Source organism: Pareuzebyella sediminis, assembly GCF_008367235.1.
GTDB lineage: Bacteria > Bacteroidota > Bacteroidia > Flavobacteriales > Flavobacteriaceae > Pareuzebyella > Pareuzebyella sediminis.
The window spans coordinates 787,174-805,836 of record NZ_VTZS01000001.1 but is presented as its reverse complement, the minus strand read 5'-3'; the positions used below and the strand labels follow the sequence as shown (position 1 = coordinate 805,836).

Annotated in this window: 20 protein-coding genes; 15 read left to right on the top strand and 5 right to left on the bottom strand. The window is 45.7% G+C overall.

Features of this window, described 5'->3' with window-relative positions; translation table 11 throughout:
- Positions 1–97: 97 nt before the first annotated feature.
- From F2B13_RS03250 to ung, 4 genes are all read left to right on the top strand, one after another.
- Positions 98–607, top strand: coding sequence for a DUF6155 family protein (locus tag F2B13_RS03250; protein ID WP_149303204.1), 510 nt, complete (start codon positions 98–100; stop codon positions 605–607).
- Positions 608–793: 186 nt separating this feature from the next.
- Positions 794–2,305 carry a DEAD/DEAH box helicase gene (locus F2B13_RS03245; RefSeq protein WP_149303202.1) on the top strand — a complete coding sequence of 504 codons (1,512 nt, stop codon included), beginning with the start codon at positions 794–796 and terminating at the stop codon, positions 2,303–2,305.
- Positions 2,306–2,372: 67 nt separating this feature from the next.
- On the top strand, positions 2,373–3,617 hold the full coding sequence (locus tag F2B13_RS03240; RefSeq protein WP_149303200.1) for a glycosyltransferase: 1,245 nt from the start codon (positions 2,373–2,375) through the stop codon (positions 3,615–3,617).
- A gap of 69 nt (positions 3,618–3,686) precedes the next feature.
- The gene (ung, locus tag F2B13_RS03235) at positions 3,687–4,352 is read left to right on the top strand and encodes a uracil-DNA glycosylase (RefSeq protein ID WP_149303197.1); all 666 of its coding nucleotides are present in this window, start codon (positions 3,687–3,689) and stop codon (positions 4,350–4,352) included.
- Positions 4,353–4,745: 393 nt separating this feature from the next.
- Here the strand turns inward: ung and F2B13_RS03230 are convergent, their stop codons facing one another.
- From F2B13_RS03230 to F2B13_RS03210, 5 genes are all read right to left on the bottom strand, one after another.
- The gene (locus tag F2B13_RS03230) at positions 4,746–5,600 is read right to left on the bottom strand and encodes a substrate-binding domain-containing protein (protein ID WP_149303195.1); all 855 of its coding nucleotides are present in this window, start codon (positions 5,598–5,600) and stop codon (positions 4,746–4,748) included.
- 94 nt (positions 5,601–5,694) lie between these two features.
- Positions 5,695–6,564: a nucleoside phosphorylase gene (locus F2B13_RS03225; RefSeq protein ID WP_149303193.1), complete on the bottom strand. Its 870-nt coding sequence runs from the start codon at positions 6,562–6,564 to the stop codon at positions 5,695–5,697.
- A 1-nt stretch (position 6,565) separates the two neighbouring features.
- Positions 6,566–7,498 (bottom strand): DUF1835 domain-containing protein, encoded by a 933-nt coding sequence (locus F2B13_RS03220; RefSeq protein ID WP_149275841.1) that lies wholly within the window; start codon positions 7,496–7,498, stop codon positions 6,566–6,568.
- 121 nt (positions 7,499–7,619) lie between these two features.
- Complete coding sequence (locus tag F2B13_RS03215) at positions 7,620–7,949, bottom strand: translation initiation factor (RefSeq protein ID WP_149303191.1); 330 nt, start codon at positions 7,947–7,949, stop codon at positions 7,620–7,622.
- A gap of 1 nt (position 7,950) precedes the next feature.
- The gene (locus tag F2B13_RS03210; protein ID WP_149303189.1) at positions 7,951–8,901 is read right to left on the bottom strand and encodes an isopenicillin N synthase family dioxygenase; all 951 of its coding nucleotides are present in this window, start codon (positions 8,899–8,901) and stop codon (positions 7,951–7,953) included.
- A 127-nt stretch (positions 8,902–9,028) separates the two neighbouring features.
- Between F2B13_RS03210 and F2B13_RS03205 the strand changes: the two genes are divergently transcribed.
- The 11 genes from F2B13_RS03205 to F2B13_RS03155 all read left to right on the top strand — a co-directional run bounded on the left by F2B13_RS03205 (position 9,029) and on the right by F2B13_RS03155 (position 18,662).
- Entirely contained in the window at positions 9,029–11,005 is a 1,977-nt protein-coding gene (locus F2B13_RS03205; protein WP_232625187.1) for an alpha-ketoacid dehydrogenase subunit alpha/beta, read from the top strand.
- Positions 11,006–11,153: 148 nt separating this feature from the next.
- A complete protein-coding gene (locus tag F2B13_RS03200) occupies positions 11,154–11,633 on the top strand; it encodes a lipocalin-like domain-containing protein (RefSeq protein ID WP_149303187.1) in 480 nt (159 codons plus the stop codon).
- Positions 11,634–11,643: 10 nt separating this feature from the next.
- Entirely contained in the window at positions 11,644–12,339 is a 696-nt protein-coding gene (locus F2B13_RS03195) for an OmpA family protein (protein WP_149275837.1), read from the top strand.
- 93 nt (positions 12,340–12,432) lie between these two features.
- Positions 12,433–13,560, top strand: coding sequence for an NAD(P)/FAD-dependent oxidoreductase (locus F2B13_RS03190; protein WP_149303185.1), 1,128 nt, complete (start codon positions 12,433–12,435; stop codon positions 13,558–13,560).
- Positions 13,557–14,285 carry a methyltransferase domain-containing protein gene (locus F2B13_RS03185; protein WP_149303183.1) on the top strand — a complete coding sequence of 243 codons (729 nt, stop codon included), beginning with the start codon at positions 13,557–13,559 and terminating at the stop codon, positions 14,283–14,285. Before F2B13_RS03190 ends, F2B13_RS03185 begins: the two co-directional genes overlap by 4 nt.
- Positions 14,278–15,333 (top strand): type III polyketide synthase, encoded by a 1,056-nt coding sequence (locus F2B13_RS03180; RefSeq protein WP_149303181.1) that lies wholly within the window; start codon positions 14,278–14,280, stop codon positions 15,331–15,333. Before F2B13_RS03185 ends, F2B13_RS03180 begins: the two co-directional genes overlap by 8 nt.
- Before the next feature lie 33 nt (positions 15,334–15,366).
- The gene (locus F2B13_RS03175; protein ID WP_149275833.1) at positions 15,367–16,161 is read left to right on the top strand and encodes an SDR family oxidoreductase; all 795 of its coding nucleotides are present in this window, start codon (positions 15,367–15,369) and stop codon (positions 16,159–16,161) included.
- A 35-nt stretch (positions 16,162–16,196) separates the two neighbouring features.
- Complete coding sequence (locus tag F2B13_RS03170; protein ID WP_149275832.1) at positions 16,197–16,649, top strand: 3-hydroxyacyl-ACP dehydratase FabZ family protein; 453 nt, start codon at positions 16,197–16,199, stop codon at positions 16,647–16,649.
- Positions 16,642–17,910 carry a beta-ketoacyl-[acyl-carrier-protein] synthase family protein gene (locus F2B13_RS03165; protein ID WP_149275831.1) on the top strand — a complete coding sequence of 423 codons (1,269 nt, stop codon included), beginning with the start codon at positions 16,642–16,644 and terminating at the stop codon, positions 17,908–17,910. The genes F2B13_RS03170 and F2B13_RS03165 overlap by 8 nt, the downstream gene beginning before the upstream one ends.
- Before the next feature lie 54 nt (positions 17,911–17,964).
- On the top strand, positions 17,965–18,219 hold the full coding sequence (locus F2B13_RS03160; protein WP_149303179.1) for an acyl carrier protein: 255 nt from the start codon (positions 17,965–17,967) through the stop codon (positions 18,217–18,219).
- Between the two features lie 2 nt (positions 18,220–18,221).
- Positions 18,222–18,662 carry a hypothetical protein gene (locus F2B13_RS03155; protein WP_149303178.1) on the top strand — a complete coding sequence of 147 codons (441 nt, stop codon included), beginning with the start codon at positions 18,222–18,224 and terminating at the stop codon, positions 18,660–18,662.
- Position 18,663 lies beyond the last annotated feature (1 nt).

Here is an 18,663-nt window from a genome sequence, read left to right as displayed (position 1 = left end):
TAATCTTATACATATTTTATGAGAAGTTTAAGATTTATAGCCTCTAGAGCCTATAAATTTGTCGTTTCGATCATTTCATCTCGACGAAATAAACGCCATGAGCAAAAGACAATTGAAAAAGTACCTGAACGAATTACCAAAGGATGCACTCCAAGAGCAGCTGGTGGACCTTTATGAAAGGTTTCCCGTAGTCAAGGAATATTATGATTTTATTTTTAATCCGAAGGAGGATAAACTAGTACAGGAAGCAAAGACCAAGATTTCAAATGAATATTTTCCCGTAAAACGAAGAAAGCCCAAAGCGAGGCGCTCGGTGGCCCAAAAATTCATCAAGCACTTTTTGAAACTTGGTGTAGAAGCACCACTGATTGCCGAGGTAATGCTTTTCAACCTCGAGGTTGCCCAAGTATTCTCTAGAGAACGTAATGTGCCCGATGCTTTTTACAAGAGTATGCTCAATTCCTTTAACGAAGTGGTACAATTTGTAGCCTACAACAACCTCTTATCGGAATACAAAGAAAGAATTGTGCAGATATACCAAGAAACGCAAGATCAAAATTGGCCTTTAAAAGAGGCTTTTTCCCATGCCCTTGATGCGGTGGATTAATCATTATCAAATAGTTGCCTACAATTTTTGAGTTTTATTGTGGTTGTCGAAGGGTTTCGGGATACCCTTTTTTGGGGATTTCCCAAGATATATTTCGTACAAGTATAATTTTCCTTTAGTTTTGCAAAATTGAGCTTTTAACAGCGAATCGGCGCAAAATAACGAACGTAAAATTCAACAACCTACTTGAAGTTATCTAAAGACACTACGGAAAAAACGCTTTACGACTATCAGATTGAAGATCTGAAAACCATTTTCAAACATTTGGAGGAAGGGGAAGAGAATGGCAACTTGCTTTACCAACTTCCGACGGGTGGAGGAAAAACCGTCGTCTTTTCGGAAATAGCCCGTCGTTATATTGAAAAGACCGGTAAAAAAGTCGTGGTTCTCACCCATCGGATAGAGTTGAGTTTGCAGACCTCAAAAATGCTCAAGGGATTTGGGGTCAAGAACAAAATTATCAATAGCGAGGTCAAAGAGTTGAAGGACCAGGACAATTTCATGTGCTTTGTTGCTATGGTGGAGACCCTGAACAATAGGTTGCAGGAAGAGAAAGTCGAAATCAACAATATCGGCTTGGTCATCATCGATGAGGCCCATTATAATTCTTTTCGCAAACTTTTCAAATTTTTCAAGGATTCGACCATTCTGGGGGTGACGGCAACCCCCCTAAGCTCCAATATCAAGCTTCCGATGAAAGACAACTACAAGAAATTGATTGTCGGCGAGTCGATAGCTTCCTTGATCCAGAAAAAGTTCTTGGCCAAGGCCAATGTGTACAACTATGATGTAAGTCTACAAAGTTTGAAGTTAGGTATCAGCGGAGATTACACGGTTAAATCTTCCGATGAGCTCTATAGTAACCAAAGCATGCTGGGCAAATTGGTATCGGCCTATAAAGAAATTGCCGAGGGCACAAAGACGCTTATTTTCAACAATGGGATCAATACGTCGCGCTATGTATACGAAACCTTTAAAAAAGCAGGCTACAATATTCGCCATCTCGACAACAAGAACAGCGCATCTGAACGTAAAGAGATATTGCAATGGTTTTCCGAAACGCCTGATGCTATCCTGACCTCAGTGAGTATACTGACCACAGGGTTCGATGAACCCACTGTAGAGACCATCATATTGAACCGTGCAACGCGTTCTTTGACCCTTTATTTTCAGATGATCGGAAGGGGTTCCAGGATCTTGCCGAACAAGGAAGAATTTACGGTCGTTGACTTAGGGAACAATGTCGCCCGATTTGGTATGTGGAACGCCCCCATAGATTGGCAGGAAATCTTCCATTTCCCGGATTTTTACCTGGAGAACATCAAGAACGATGAAGATATCGAACGGGAGTTTGTCTACGAAATGCCCGAAGCCCTTAGAGCCAAGTTCAGTAAATCGGAAAATATCGAATACGATATCAAAGAGGAATATAAAAAGGTATTCGCCCAAGGACTAAAATCTAAGATCGTACTTGAGCGCAGTATCGAGCAGCACGCCGAAATATGTGTTGAAAATGCCGAGGACGTTTTCGATGCCCGCCTTTTGGCGAAGGAGCTCAAAGAAGAAATAGCCTATAGGGTCAGGCAATATTCCTATTGCATAATGAACAATACCAAGAACTATAAAGAATGGCTCGAAGAAGACTATGAGCGCAAACTAAGGTCGAGCATTTCGCGGCGTTTCGCGGCCAAAATGTAAGTTCCAAAACCTTTCTTAAAGTTAGATTAAAGGTTCTCCGTATATTTTTTGGTCAACCTTGGATGCTATGTTACATCGAACAGTTCTCATCATTGGTTTTACATGGCCCGAGCCCGAAACTACCGCGGCAGGAAACCATATGCTGCAGTTGTTGGAGTTTTTTCAGCGCTATGCATTCCAAGTGATTTTCGCGAGTACCGCCAAGGAGACCGAACACGCATTGCAACTGGAGGCGTTGGGCGTACCAAAAAAGGGTATTCAAGTGAACGATCCCGATTTTGACAACTTCGTAAAGACCTTGCAGCCCAACATTGTATTATTCGATCGGTTTCTAACCGAAGAACAGTTCGGTTGGCGTGTCGCCGAGCATGTCCCTTCCGCCTTACGGATTTTAGATACCGAAGATCTCCATTCGCTAAGACAGATACGCGAAAAGCTTTTAAAAGAGCAAAGTCCGTTTACGAACAAAGAATGGTTGAATAGCGGTTTGGCCAAGCGAGAAATGGCGAGTATATACCGCTGTGACCTAACTTTGGTAGTGTCCACCTATGAAATGGAGCTACTCACCAAAGAAGTAGGTATTCCAAAACAACTGCTGTTACATGTACCGTTCTTGCTCTCGAAAATAGCGCCAAAGGAGCGTGAAGAATGGCCTTCTTTCGATCAACGGAACGATTTTATATGTATCGGCAACGGAAAGCACAACCCCAATATAGATGCCCTAATATGGCTTAAGGCCGATATTTGGCCGAAGATCAGAAGAGAACTGCCCGACGCCAAATTATTAGTGTACGGAGCCTATCTTCCGAAACAAGTAGAAGATATGCACCGAGTAGAAGAAGGTTTTCTGATAGAAGGATGGGTGAAAGATGTTAGGAAAGTCATGATGGATGCGCGTGTAAATCTAGCGCCCTTGCGATTCGGTGCAGGTATTAAGGGCAAGTTGATTTTGGGAATGCAGACGGGTACTCCAAGCGTAACTACGAATATCGGTGCAGAGGGCATGCACGACGACCTTCCGTGGAACGGGAAAATAGCGGACAGTTCGGAAGACTTTGCAAAAGCAGCGGTTGATATGTACTGCAATAAGAAGGATTGGGAACTAGCTCAAGGTCGGGGCAAAGCCATTATCCATGCCTGTTATAACAAAGAGGTGATTTCCCAGCGATTTTTAGATCGTATACAGGAGCTGTTAGACGGTTTGGAAAGCCATCGAGGCCAAAATTTTATCGGCACCATGCTGATGCACCATACCATGGCGAGTACAAAGTATCTTTCGAAATATATCGTCGAAAAGAATAAAAGGGCGTAGCAAGTAAAGCGTAGTTACCAGGTTTTAGGTAGCTTTAACGGGCATTTTTAAACCTTTTGGATAAAAATTATGAACGTAGACATCGAACAGAGCTGGAAACTACAGCTGGATAAAGAATTCGAAAAACCCTATTTTCAAGTCTTGGCGAACTTTGTCAAAAAAGAATATGCCGAACACACCTGCTATCCCAAAGGCAAAGATATATTTGCAGCCTTTGAGTACAGTCCCTTTGAAAAAACTAAGGTGGTGTTGTTGGGCCAAGACCCGTACCACGGCCCCAACCAGGCCAATGGTCTATGTTTCTCCGTGAAGGACGGCATTCCTCATCCCCCCTCCTTGATCAATATTTTTAAAGAATTAGAAAATGATATGAACCAACCCTATCCGAAAAGTGGAAACTTGGAACGCTGGGCGGATCAGGGCGTATTGCTCCTCAACGCCACTCTTACGGTTCGGGCACATCAGGCGGGAAGTCACCAAGGAAAAGGATGGGAGACCTTTACCGATGCCGTTATCAAAAAATTGTCAACGGAACGATCAGGACTCATTTTTTTACTTTGGGGAGGTTTCGCCAAAAGAAAGGCCAGTCTTATCGATGCTTCAAAGCACCATATTCTAACGTCAGGACATCCTTCACCCCTGAGTGCCAATCGGGGCTATTGGTTCGGAAACCAACATTTTAGTAAAGCCAATGCCCTTTTAAAACAGCAAGGGAAATCCCTTATCGATTGGTAGGTCAGTGCCTTGTAACGGTCTCTCCAATTTTTTGGGAGGTCGGGCAGCAGTTGTATTCGATGATAGGGGCCATGCAAGGGGCCATAAAATATCAGCTTTGAACGTGGTTTCTCGCCCAATCTGAACTACAACATTTTGAAAGAGTAAAGCGTACCTCGTCTTCTTACGGAAGGTAGATCGATGGACCTGGGACATGGTCCCTGTTTTCAGCACCGCGACGATTCATTTATATGGGCTAGATCGCTTGGGTCTATTCGATAAATTACACAACTACGCCTATTACTATTAAAGCCCAGGGAAAGGGGTCGCGCCTCCCTTGTTTGACAGGTTAAACTTTTAGTAAACAAATTTAAAATTAAAGTAAAGGTTTAAATGAATAGTTGTAACATATACCTATTGAATGGTTTCTAAAATTGAATTAGGTTTTAACTTTGTGTTTATCAACTTCAATTCCAAAAGGGTATCCTGTACTTTATGAAGGTCATCCGTGCTCAATTGAGATTGACTCCAACGGGTCATAGACAACCATTTTTGTATGTCTTCCAACTGCTGACCATATCGGTTTGCTAACGTACGATCGATACTCGGTATATGGCGTATATCGGAAGTATAGGTATTGATAATTTCAAGGATATGAGCCAAAGTACTCCTGTTTTCCGCAATACTTTTTACTGTAGCTGCGACAACGAAACAAGGCCAGGGGGTCGGACAATCATCGAGCCGCCTAAAAATGCCCTGGTCTACTAAGGGTTTGGTCGTAAAGCGCTCCCACATAAAATAATCAGCTGAACCCGCCGAGAGCGCACTTACCGCATTGGTCAGGTTATCGACGACTTCAAATTTCAGTTCGGAAGTGTCCCAACCTTGGTTTTGGGCATTTACGTAGGCCATAAGATGACTTCCGCTACCAAATCGGCTAATGGCGGCTTTAGTATTTTTAAGGGCTGAAATCGCTTTAAAACGACTTTCTTGGGCTACATGTATGCCCCAAAGTAGGGGAGAGCCAATATATTCTTGGATAATTCGTGCTGGATTCCCTTCAGAAATGCTTTTTACCAGTCCTTCGGTAAGGATAATCGCCAAGTCGGTTTCCCCGTGTTGTAGCATTTGGCACATTTTTCCGGTCCCTTCGGGAATGTCTGTCCATTGCAGGTCGATACCCCTTTCTGTAAAAGCACCTTCTTCAATCGCCATATGCCATGGCAGATTAAAATGCTCGGGAACCCCAACAATACTGATTTTCTTCATATGCTTATTTTGTATTTAAAGATATATCTTGATTTTTCATTCGTATCTTGAATACCCGTGAACCCTATGTTTTTAACGTATAGCGCTGCAAAGATTATGAAGTCAACTTTTCTAAGGTATATTCAATCAGTGCGTTGATCGTTTTGCTCGGGTCCGGACTGAATGTTCCCGTTACGCGGTTCGCTAAAATACAATTCATTGAAACGGCACGGTGCCCCAGTAGTTTTGCAAGTCCATATATGCCCGAAGTCTCCATTTCCAAGTTGGTAATCTTGCGTCCTTCATAGATAAACGAAGCTATTTTACGGGTAAGGCCTTCATCGGATGGATTAAGACGTAATTTTCTGCCTTGCGGTCCGTAAAATCCTGAATTTGTCAATGTTATGCCTAATCGTATACGATTTGAATTTAATAGGTCGCCTAACTTTCTATCGTATTCCACCACATAGGGGTGTGGTTTTTCTTCTGACCAATCGCAATGCGACATTAGAGCTGTTCCAATTTCCCGGTGTAAAATGTCAGAGCTATCATAAAAGTGAAGCAGACCGTCCAATCCAATGGCCAGGTCGCTCATTATGAAGGAGTCTACGGGAATGTCTTCCTGTACCGCACCTGAGGTGCCAATACGTACTATATCCAAGGTTTTTAAACTGTTTTTTGGACTTCTAGACGGAAAATCAATATTTGCAAGTGCGTCGAGCTCGTTGAGCACAATATCCACATTGTCCGTACCGATTCCTGTAGATAGTACCGTAAGCCTTTTTCCATGAAATGTTCCTGTATGGGTTAGAAATTCTCGTTTTCCTTTTTTGATTTCAATGGTTTCAAAATATTTTGAAACGCTTCGCACCCGATCAGCGTCTCCTACGGTAATAATAGTGTCGGCAATGTCTTCAGGTAGTAAATTTAGATGATAAATGCTTCCGTCGGCATTTAAGATCAGCTCCGATGGGCTTAGCTGCATCTTATAATTTTAAGATCCTGTCCGTATCGGTATTATAAAGAAAATTGTATTTCAGCGCACCCCCAAGATACACATCATTGTCTTGAATGCAGGAATAATAACTGGTTTTGTTATCGAGAATTTCCTTGCCCTTTTTAGTAAGCTTTACGGGATTGAAGGAGCTGAACAGAGGTTTCATACGGGTCAAAGCTCTTTCGTACTGAGAATCGCCAAAGCCAAGAAAACCTTGATTTTTTAGTATTTCCGCCACAAATTCCTTTTTGGAAGGGGACTTTTTTTCAATGGCCAATTGCAGCATATTATTTTCCATCTCGTTCAGGCCGTTCTTGATACTTGGAAAACGGTGCAAATGGGCCTTAAGGGCATCGGAGAGGTAGTCGAATTGAAAATCTTGGAATTCGGAAAGGTTTTCGAGCCGAATAGGGTTGTCACTGCAGTAGAGTTGCCACACATAGTCGGCAAATTCTATATCGTCTTGCCCGAGTTCCGTTTTCTTTTTGTAGAGCATCAAAAGTTGTTCGTCGCTCAGATCATTGAGTCCGTACATCCTATCGCTCTCATCTTCATTACCACTGCACACTAATGAAATTTGGGCATACTTGCGATTGGTCTTCAACCAACTCAATACGGCAATCAGATTGATCTGACAAAAAAGATCGTACTCGAACCAGAGTACGATCTCGTCTTGCTGTTTATGGTTGCAAAGTGAACGATATTCCTTTAACGTTTTTTCAATAAACCACGACTTCGATACTTTGTAATTTTTGTGCAGAAAATCGAATCTGGTCTTCCAAAAAGACTCACTGCCTACGTTGGTCAATGTTTTTCCTTCGCAGAGCATCTCTCGCCACGTGATAATATCCCCCTTAATATTGAGGGAGTTCAACCTGTTCGTAAAGCTATCGCCATTTGTAATGTGCAAAAGGGAACTCATGCGCGCAAGGATTTTTGAAATTAGCAGATTAAAAGTAACATTAATTAAAAAAAAACAAAAGATAATTAACAGAAATACACTTTTTTAGCGAAATAGGAGACGAACCCTTAGTATGTCGGGTTTAGCCACCGACTCTTTTGACGGAAAAACCTTTCTTTTTCAACATATCCATAATCTTGTCCCGATAGTCTCCTTGAATGATGATCATTTCCTTCTTAAAACTTCCGCCAACGCCTAGCGTGGTCTTAAGTTCTTTGGCCAATTTCTTGAAATCGTCATCCGCTCCGGTATAGCCTTCAAGAATGGTCACCGGTTTACCTTTGCGTTTTTCAAATTTGCAAAGAATAGGGTCATCTTGGAGCCAGATATCACTTTGGGTTTCCTCGGGTTCATGTTGCTCTTCGGGCTCGTGATCGGGAAATAAGTTCTTTAGTTGGTCCTGTAAATCCATGCTATCCTTTGATTAATCCTAGTTCGATAAGGCGTTCATTTAAAAATTCCCCCGCTGTGATATCGGCGAATTTTTTGGGATGGTCTTCGTCTACACAGTTTTCTAGGCAATTTAAGGGCATTTCACTCACTGGATGCATAAAAAAGGGGATCGAATACCGTGAGGTACCCCATAGTTCCCTGGGTGGATTCACGACTTGATGAATGGTCGATTTCAGTTGGTCATTGGTCAACCGCGAGAGCATATCGCCCACATTAATCATGAGCTGGTCGGGTCGTGCGATGGCATCGACCCACTCCCCATTATGATTTTGCACCTGCAATCCCTTTCCATGGGCGCCCATCAAAAGCGTGATCAGATTAATGTCTCCATGAGCGGCCGCCCGTACCGCATTCTGGGGTTCTTCGGTAATAGGAGGGTAGTGTATCGGGCGAAGAATACTATTTCCGTTTTTAATATATGCGTCAAAATAGGTTTCTTCAAGTCCGAGATGTAGCGCAAGGGCCCTGAGCACATATTTCGCCGTTTTTTCAAGCATTTTATAGGTTTCCTTTCCGATCTTGTTGAAATGTGGCAACTCTTCGACCATGACATTGTCGGGGTATTCCTCGGCCAATTTTGCATCGTCCTCCACATATTGCCCGAAATGCCAGAATTCTTTTAGATCCCCCACTTTTCGTCCTTTGGCATGCTCTTTACCGAAAGAAGTATACCCCCGTTGCCCACCGATGCCTTCGATTTCATATTTGTTCTTGACCTCTTGAGGGAGATCGAAAAACTTCTTGATCTCGACATATAGGTTCTCGACCAATTCATCGGAAAGAAAATGCCCGCTGAGGGCGACGAACCCAATATTTTCAAAAGCGGCGCCCAGCTCTTGAATAAACTTTTGCTTTTTTTTAGGGTCTTCAGAAACAAAGTTTTGAAGATCTACACTGGGAATGGCACTCATGGGTATCTATTAAAAGTTTGTTCAAAGGTAAGAAAATAAGGGCAATTTAGTACGGTAGCTTAGTGCTTTGAGTGCTGGCTTTTTGCTACTTTTACCTTTGGATGTATCAACTAGCAGCAAATAGACCATGCAGTACCAAAAGACGGGTATTAGTAACCAAACTTTGTTAAGCCTTTATGAGCGAATGGTCAAACCTCGAATGGTCGAGGAGAAAATGCTCATTTTGTTGCGCCAGGGCAAGATTTCGAAATGGTTCAGCGGTATCGGGCAGGAAGCCATTTCGGTGGGCATGGCCAGTGCCCTTCTCCCCGAAGAATATATCTTGCCCATGCACCGTAATTTGGGCGTGTTTACTACGCGGGGGGTACCCCTGCATCGGCTCTTTTCGCAATGGCAAGGAAAGTTGGGCGGCTTTACCAAAGGGCGGGACCGGAGCTTTCATTTCGGGGCTCAAGCATACCGTTTAATAGGCATGATCTCGCATTTAGGGCCGCAATTAGGGGTTGCCGATGGTATCGCCTTGGCCGATCTTCTTCGAAAGGAAAAAAAAGTGACCGCCGTATTCACGGGTGAGGGGGGTACAAGCGAAGGTGATTTTCACGAGGCACTCAATATCGCATCGGTCTGGGGCCTGCCCGTACTTTTTTGTATCGAGAATAACGGGTATGGACTTTCGACGCCAACGTACGAGCAATACCGTTGCGAACAGTTATCCGATCGAGGGCTAGGCTACGGAATGAAATCGTATACGATTGATGGCAACAATATTTTGGAAGTCTACACCACAGTGCTCCGGCTCGTAAAGCAAATGCGCGAGCACCCCGAGCCTGTCTTGTTGGAATGTAATACGTTTCGCATGAGAGGCCATGAAGAGGCCAGTGGCACCAAGTATGTGCCCGATGATTTGATGGATGCGTGGGCCCAAAAAGATCCTATAGTAAATTATGAGACCTTCCTGATCGATCAAGGCCTATTGGATCATACGCTGATCGAAAGAATCAAAGATCGTATCGAAACGGAGATTAATGAACATATACGGTTGGCTTTCGACGATCAAGTACCCCAAAGTACTGAAAGTGAAGAGTTAAAAGATGTATTTAAAGATTTTGTTTATCAACAAGTTAATCCAAATGACAAGGTAAAAAAAATACGTTTCATCGATGCGGTCTCGGACGGGCTGAGGCAAAGTATGGTACGACACGACAACCTTATAATCATGGGGCAGGATATCGCTGAATATGGTGGTGTTTTCAAAATTACGGAGGGTTTTGTACCGCTTTTCGGCAAGGAAAGGGTCCGAAACACGCCGATTTGCGAGTCAGGAATTGTGGGTACGGCTATGGGCTTGTCTATCAAAGGCATGAAAGCGGTCGTCGAAATGCAATTCGCCGATTTTGTGAGTAGCGGTTTCAACCCTATCGTGAATTATTTGGCCAAGTCGCATTACCGATGGGGCGAGAAGGCCGATGTAGTCATTCGGATGCCCTGCGGGGGTGATGTAGGAGCGGGTCCGTTCCATTCACAGACCAACGAGGCATGGTTTACGAAGACCCCTGGTCTAAAGGTGGTCTATCCGGCCTTTCCCTATGATGCCAAGGGGTTGTTGGCCACTGCGATCGAAGACCCGAATCCCGTTCTATTTTTTGAACACAAGGCGTTGTATCGTAGTATTTATCAAGAAGTGCCCGAAGACTACTACACGCTTCCACTAGGAAGAGCGAAAATCATACGCACGGGCGATGCGCTTACGGTCGTTTCCTATGGGGCAGGGGTACATTGGGCGTTGGAGACCCTTGAAAAACATCCTGAGATCGAAGCCGAACTGATCGATCTTCGAACCTTGGCTCCTTTGGATATCGATACCGTATATGCATCGGTCGTCAAAACGGGTAAATTGGTAATTCTTCAAGAAGACAGCCTTTTTGGTGGGTTGGCTAGCGATATCGCGGCGCTCGTCATGGAAAATTGCTTCGAATATCTCGATGGTCCCATCATAAGGGTGGGCAGTCTTGAAACGCCTATTCCCTTTGCCAAAAATCTAGAGGATATGTACCTGCCGAAAAAACGCTTTGAAAAGGCGCTGGTCGACCTATGGTCCTATTAATGGAAAAGAGCACCCTTCTTAATCTTTTACAACCTCTTATTTTTTAAAAAATCGTCAAATTGCAGTTATCGTTAACAAGATATTAACGGGCCGCCTACAACATTCGGTGAGCTTAAAGCGTATATACTCAAATCAAAATTGAAAACTCATGAAAAAAGCAATAGTGTTAGTCACGATAGTAGCGTTTATGGCTTCGTGCTCCATCTCCAAGGAGGTAGCTCAACAACGCAAGACTATAGATGGTACCTGGACCTTGGAAAACGTGGGTTACGAGGGTAGCGACGGTTCTTTCAAAGCGCAGCTATTCAATGATGCCCAGGCATTTTGTTTTGAAGGGAGTACCTGGTTCTTTAATAACAACAATAGTACCGGAACGTATACGATTCCTACGACCAATAGTGCCTGTTCCGGCGGTATCAGAAATATCAGGTGGTCCGTGTCCGAATCCAATATGGGCAACGATAGGCTGATGTTCAAGTTTATCGACGAAAAGAAAAACGATTTGTACGGCGGCACCGGATATGGACTCGACATCGTTTCACTGAGTCCTACTCAAATGACCTTAAAGTCCAATGCGACCGTAAATGGAGAATCCATTGACGTGATATATGAATTTAACAAGCAATAAGATAACTACGATGAAGAAAGCAATAGTAAAATCGGTATATATATTAATGGCGATGTCTATGGTAATCGGCTGTAAGACCGTTCAGAATGCCAATCACAAGCAAAAAGGTGCTACGGTAGGTGCTGCCAGTGGGGCCGTAATCGGTGGCGTGCTAGGCAACAATGTTGGAAAAGGAAATAATACGGTATTAGGTGCGATACTCGGCGCGGCCATCGGCGGGGTTGCCGGGGGGTACATCGGAGACCGAATGGACCGGCAGGCAGAGCGTATCGAAGAGGAAATCCCCGGAGCCGAAGTTACCCGGGTAGGTGAAGGTATCAATGTGACCTTTACAGAAGACGGGGGCGTTTATTTTGATACCGATAAATCAAATATCAAAGGAAATTCAGAAACAACCTTGAACAGTCTCGCGGAAATCCTAAAGGATTATCCAAAATCGAACATCTTGGTTGAAGGCCATACCGATAGCGATGGGTCCGAAAGCTATAATATGGGCCTATCGATGCGTCGTGCCAACGCCGTTTCGGATTATCTGATCGGGCAAGGTATCGATCCGGGGCGCTTGACTACCAAATGGTACGGGGAGACCCAACCTGTGGCCGACAATAGTACGGCGGCCGGCAAGGCGGATAACCGCCGGGTAGAACTGGCCATTGTTGCTAGTGAAGCACTGAAGGAAGAGGCCAAGCAGAAGGTCAAAGGATAGTACAGAACCCCGATAGCCACGGACTGTACAAGTATTTCGATAGAATCCCCGCTTTTCGGCCGGGATTCTTTTTATTTAAGTAACTTTCTCGGAGTGGAACACTATGATGTCATTATTGTGGGAGGAGGGCTGGCCGGCCTTACCGCGGCCATTCATTTGGGGCGTCAGGGACATCGCATTTTGGTGCTGGAGAAAAGGCATTATCCGCAGCATAAGGTCTGTGGTGAATATGTATCCAACGAGGTGGTGCCGTACCTACGACTTTTAGGTGTTTCTTTAAGCGATATGGGTGCGGTCGCCATTGATACCTTACAGCTCAGCACTTCAAGCGGAAGGCACATGCAGCTCAAACTACCCTTGGGAGGACAAGGGATCAGTAGGTATGCATTCGACGACCGGCTTTACCGACATGCCGTACAGCTGGGCGTTGATTTCGAATTTCAAAATGTATGCGCGATCCACTACCGATCGGGGGCTTTCGAAGTAGGTACCGATACGGGCAATACCTATACCTCTTCTTTGGCCATAGGCGCCTATGGCAAGCGAGATACCCTTGATAAGTATCTTGAACGCCGGTTCATCCAAAGAAAATCGAGGTGGATGGCCGTCAAAGGGCATTACACATACGATGGTTTTCCCGAAAATATGGTAGCCCTCCATAATTTTCCAGGCGGCTACGGGGGACTCTCCAAAACCGAGACGGGCGAAGTGAATTTTTGCTATTTGGTGTCTTATGCTAGCTTTCGACAGGCTAAAAATATAGAAAGTTTTAATGCAGAAGTCGTTTCCCGTAACCCATTTCTCGCCACATTTTTGAGGGATGCTAAACCCGTGTTCAAAGATCCTTTGACCATCGCACAAATTTCTTTTGACGCCAAACGCCCTGTAGAAGGGCATATGCTCATGTGTGGGGATACCGCAGGATTGATCCATCCGCTCTGCGGTAACGGTATGGCCATGGCAATTCATAGCGCCAAGATAGCCTCTGAACAGATCAGTGCCTATTTAGGCGAAAAGAACCCGAAAAATGAAACACTGGAAAAAGCGTATACCCGGGTATGGAACACTACCTTTACAAAAAGACTACGCTTGGGGCGCATGTTGCAGTATGCCTTGCTTCACCCAAGGGTATCGAATGCAGGGATGGCCCTCTTGACCGGTCAGCCTCGATTGATGCGTCAAATGATAAAAAGAACCCATGGAGAACCCTTGTGCGAATGACTGATTTTTCAAAAAGGAGTGCGGAACAGGAGTGGATGGATGATTTGTCCGTGGAAAAGGGAGTACTTGAAAAGGTACTTACCGATATCGATCGGGTCAATCGTTTCTTGGGGGGGAGTACGATTACGATAGAAGGGGTAAGTAATTTGATGACAGATGATTATAAAAAATCATATACGATTTTAGATGTAGGCTGCGGTAACGGATTTCTGCTTCGAAAGCTCGTGAAATGGGCGCGACAGCGTCATATTGAGCTACGGTGTATAGGAATCGACCTCAACGTCAAAAGTCTTGAGCTGGCCAAGGTGCTTTCCACCGATTTCCCCGAAATAACCTATCAAGAACAAGATGTTTTGGCACTTAAGCCAAGCGAGTTGGAGTGTGATATCCTTCTTTGTACGCTGACCATGCATCATTTTCTGAATCGGGATATCCCGATTTTTTTAAAACAGTTTACTACATTGGCCCAGATCGGTATCGTTATCAACGACTTACAAAGAAGTGCCTTGGCATACCATCTTTTTAAAGTGTTTAGTACTATTTTTATACGCAGCAAGATTGCCAAACACGATGGTTTGGTGTCTATTCAACGTGGGTTTTTAAAGGAGGAACTCCAAGACTTTACTCACGAATTACCCATGATGGAGCATGATATTCGATGGAGATGGGCCTTCCGCTATGTATGGGTCATGCGACATAAACGATTAAGAACACACTATGAATGAAGTGCGTATAACGACGGTAGCGAAAGCGTTGCCTCCTTATTCGAAAAAAACCGACGACATCATTCCCTTCGTCAACATGTGGCTAGGGGACCAAGAACCGCGCTTTCGGCGCAAGGTGGTCAAGATTTTTGAAGGAGCGGGCGTAGACCGTCGGTATAGTATCATGAGTCCCGAAGATGTCTTTACGGCCACTTCTTTCGAGGACAAGAATGCGATTTATGTACGGGAAGTCAAAAAATTGGGTAAAACCGTACTGCAAAAGGCTCTGGCGCAGTGTGATTGGGCCGCCGATTCGGTAGATTATATCATAACGGTAAGTTGTACGGGAATCATGATTCCGTCGCTTGATGCCTATTTAATCAACGATTTGGGCATGCGACAAGATATCCTGCGTTTGCCCGTAACGGAAATGGGTTGTGCGGCCGGGGTTTCCGGACTGATCTATGCGACAAATTTTCTACGCGCCAACCCAGGGAAAAGAGCGGCAGTGGTCGCTGTTGAAAGTCCTACAGCGACCTTTCAGCTGAACGACCATTCGATGGCCAACATGGTGAGTGCCGCCATATTCGGTGATGGTGCGGCCTGTACGCTATTGTCCTCCGAGCCCGGTGCCCAAGGCCCGAAGGTGATAGGAGGGGAGATGTACCATTTTACCGATGCTACGCATTTGATGGGCTTTGACCTGACCAATCACGGGTTGAAGATGATATTGGACATCGCCGTTCCGGAAACGATCGCCAAACATTTTCCCGATATTGTACACCCTTTTCTCGAAAGGCATGGCAGTTCGATCGCGGAGGTCGATCATTTGATATTTCACCCCGGGGGACGCAAGATCGTGCAGACGGTCGATGAGCTGTTCGGTGCCTTGGGCAAAAATATCGATGATACTCGCGAAGTGTTGCGTAAATACGGCAATATGAGCAGCGCCACGGTGCTTTATGTATTGGAGCGTTTTTTGGAAAAGCAATTTTCGCCAGGGGAGCAGGGCCTTATTCTTAGTTTTGGCCCAGGGTTCTCGGCGCAACGGATATTGTTACAGTGGTAAAGGAATTAAAAATGGCTAAAAAAGAGATACTAGATGGCCGGAAGCAATAAGAAAGAATGGGCCTTGATCTTGGGCGGCAGTAGCGGCCTTGGTTTGGCTACGGCCAAGAAATTAGCCCGTCACGGATTTCATATTGTCGTGGTACACCGCGACCGAAAGGTGGATATGCCAGAAGTCGACGCCCATTTTAAGGAGATTACCGCATTGGGGGTAGGTTTTCAAAGTTTTAATGTGGATGCGGTCAATGCGGAAAAGCGCACCGGGGTAGTGGAGCAACTTAAAACCATTTTGCCCCAAGGCCATTTCATAAAAGTGGTGGTGCATAGTATCGCCAAAGGCAATCTAAAGCCAATGTTTTCCGAAGAAGGGAAGTCGACGCTACAGCACCAAGACTTTCAGCTCACCCTTTCGGCCATGGCACTGAGCCTTTATTATTGGACCAAGGACTTGGTCGCCTCATCATTATTTGCCACCGATGTGCGCATCGTTTCCTTTACCAGTGAGGGCAATCAAAAGCCTTGGCCGGGCTATGCGGCGGTATCGGCAGCAAAGGTGACCCTCGAGGCATTGACCCGAAGCATAGCGCTGGAATTTGCTCCTTTGGGCATCAAGGCCAACTGTATTCAGGCGGGTACCACGATAACCCGGGCATTTCAAATGATTCCCGGGCATAAAGAGCTCCGTCAAAAAGCGCTCGAACGCAATCCGAATAACCGATTGACAACGCCCGAAGATGTGGCCGACGTGGTCTATTTGTTGACTACGCCCGAAGCACAATGGATCACGGGCACCATTATTCCTGTGGATGGTGGCGAAAGCTTACGGTAATAAGTTATACACAGGTGTGCTAAAATAATACTTCAATGAATTATAAAGATATTATCACACAACTTCCTTACGATCAACCATTTTTATTTGTGGATGAGTTGCTGGAAGTGACCGATGACGGAGCCAAGGGATGCTATACGTTTTCACCCGAGGCTTCTTTTTACCAAGGGCATTTCAAAGGACATCCCGTAACACCCGGGGTGTTGTTGACCGAATGCTGTGCCCAGATCGGCCTGGTATGTTTGGGACTTCATTTATTGCAGCAGGAGAAGTCCTTGCGCGATGCGCATCCGAAAATCGCCCTCAGCAGTACGGATATGGAGTTTCTGCTACCTGTATTTCCGCCGGAAAAGGTAATCGTAAGCTCAAAGAAGGTGTATTATCGCTTTCATAAACTCAAATGCACGGTACAGATGCACAATGAGCAGCAACAGCTGGTCTGTAAAGGAACTATTGCCGGAATGCTTAAAGCCGATGACCATGGCTAGACGCGTTGTAGTCACAGGATTAGGGGTCTGTGCCCCGAACGGAGTCGGTCTCCCTGCTTTTACTAAGGCCATGGACGAGGGTCTCAGCGGGATTCGCTTTATGCCGCAGCTCAAAGCCTTGGAGTTCGCCTGCCAGATTGCCGGGCAGCCCCAAATTCCTGAAAATCGCTTACCAGAGTATTTTACGCCCTTACAGTTACGTGATATGAACGCCACGGGAATCGTATACGGGGTATTGGCAGGAAAAGACGCGTGGCAAGATGCCGGGTTGTCCGAGGGGCAAGCGGATGCGCCCGATTGGGATAGCGGCATTATTTTCGGAACGGGCACGCTCGGGGTGGACAAGTTTCGGGAGGCCATTCTGAAGGTCGATGCCAAGAACGTGCGGCGGTTGGGCAGTACGGTCGTCTTGCAGACCATGGCGAGCGGTGTCAGCGCGTATTTGGGCGGTATGTTAGGATGCGGTAACCAAGTGACGACCAATTCATCGGCCTGTACCACGGGAACGGAAGGTATACTGATGGCGTTTGAACGTATAGCGTCGGGACAGGCGGAACGGATGCTTACCGGTAGCTGTAGCGATAGCGGTCCGTACGTGTGGGGCGGTTTTGATGCCATGCGGATCCTTCCCAGAAATTATAATGACCGCCCCGAAGCGGCCAGTCGGCCGATGAGTGCTTCCGCCTCTGGCTTTGTACCGGGGAGTGGGGCAGGGGCCATGGTGCTCGAATCCCTCGAGAGCGCAACGGCTCGTGGGGCCCACATTTATGCCGAAGTGCTCGGTGGTGCCGTGAACAGTGGAGGCCAACGGGGGGGTGGCTCGATGACGGCCCCGAACAGCGAGGCCGTACAACGGTGTATTCAACAAGCGGTGGCCCATGCCGGTATCGGACCCTCGGACATAGATACGGTCAACGGACATTTGACCGCGACTACTAAAGATGCCCTTGAAATCGAGAATTGGGCAAAAGCCCTTGGCCGCTCGGGCAAGCACTTCCCGTTGATCAATTCCTTTAAAGGGGCCATTGGCCATTGTTTGGCGGCCGCGGGCAGTATCGAGTGTGTCGCTTCGGTCTTACAATTCAAGGAAAACAAGGTATTCGGTACTATGAATGCCGAAGACTTACATCCCGATATCGAAAAAATGGTAGATTCGAACTATATTCCCCAAAAAACCCGGGCACATCGTACAGAAATTTTAGCAAAAGCGAGTTTTGGTTTTGGTGATGTCAATGCCTGTATTATTTTTAAGCGCTATTAGTGCGATAAAACGCTATCGCACGATGCATGCTAACTTTTCAACCCTACGATACACATGTCTCAAGAAGCACGGTACCAAAAACTCAAAGAAATCGTTTCGATATACCTTCCCGAAGATGTATCGGTGAACGATATCACCTTAAAAAGCTATTTTTTGGATGAACTCAATATCAATTCCGCCAATTTGGTGGACATCGTGCTCGACGTCGAGGATGAATTCGATATTCTCCTTGAAAATGACGATATGGACGGCATGAAGACCGTGGAGGATGCCCTTAAGATCATCGATGCCAAACTAACGAGGTCTTAGGTATGAACGATTTTTTGACATGGGCCAAAGCGCAGTTGCAGGTCGATCGAAAGCTTATCGCCACCTATTGCATCGTGTATTTTATTTGGGGCCTTTTTATGAATTGGTTCGGCACACAACTGGAAATCGCAAAGTTCACCTACTGGTGGCAGGTCATCACCTGTTACATCGTGTATATGGTACCTATTTCGATGCTGCTGCGCCGTTTGCCCTACCACATGCAGTATGCCTATGGACTCGTTGCCATGGGCCTGTTGGAGTTCGGGGGGTATTTTTTTGAGACGTCCTATGCATATCCCGGGAACATGATCGAGGAGTTTTTCGGCATACGAAATTTTGCCTTGGCCATGGCACTGTTCTTCGCGCTCTACTTTCCGTTGGGCAATTGGGGGGTCGGAAAAATCTACCGGATACTGTTCCAGCGTACCGATGCGGAGAACTAAC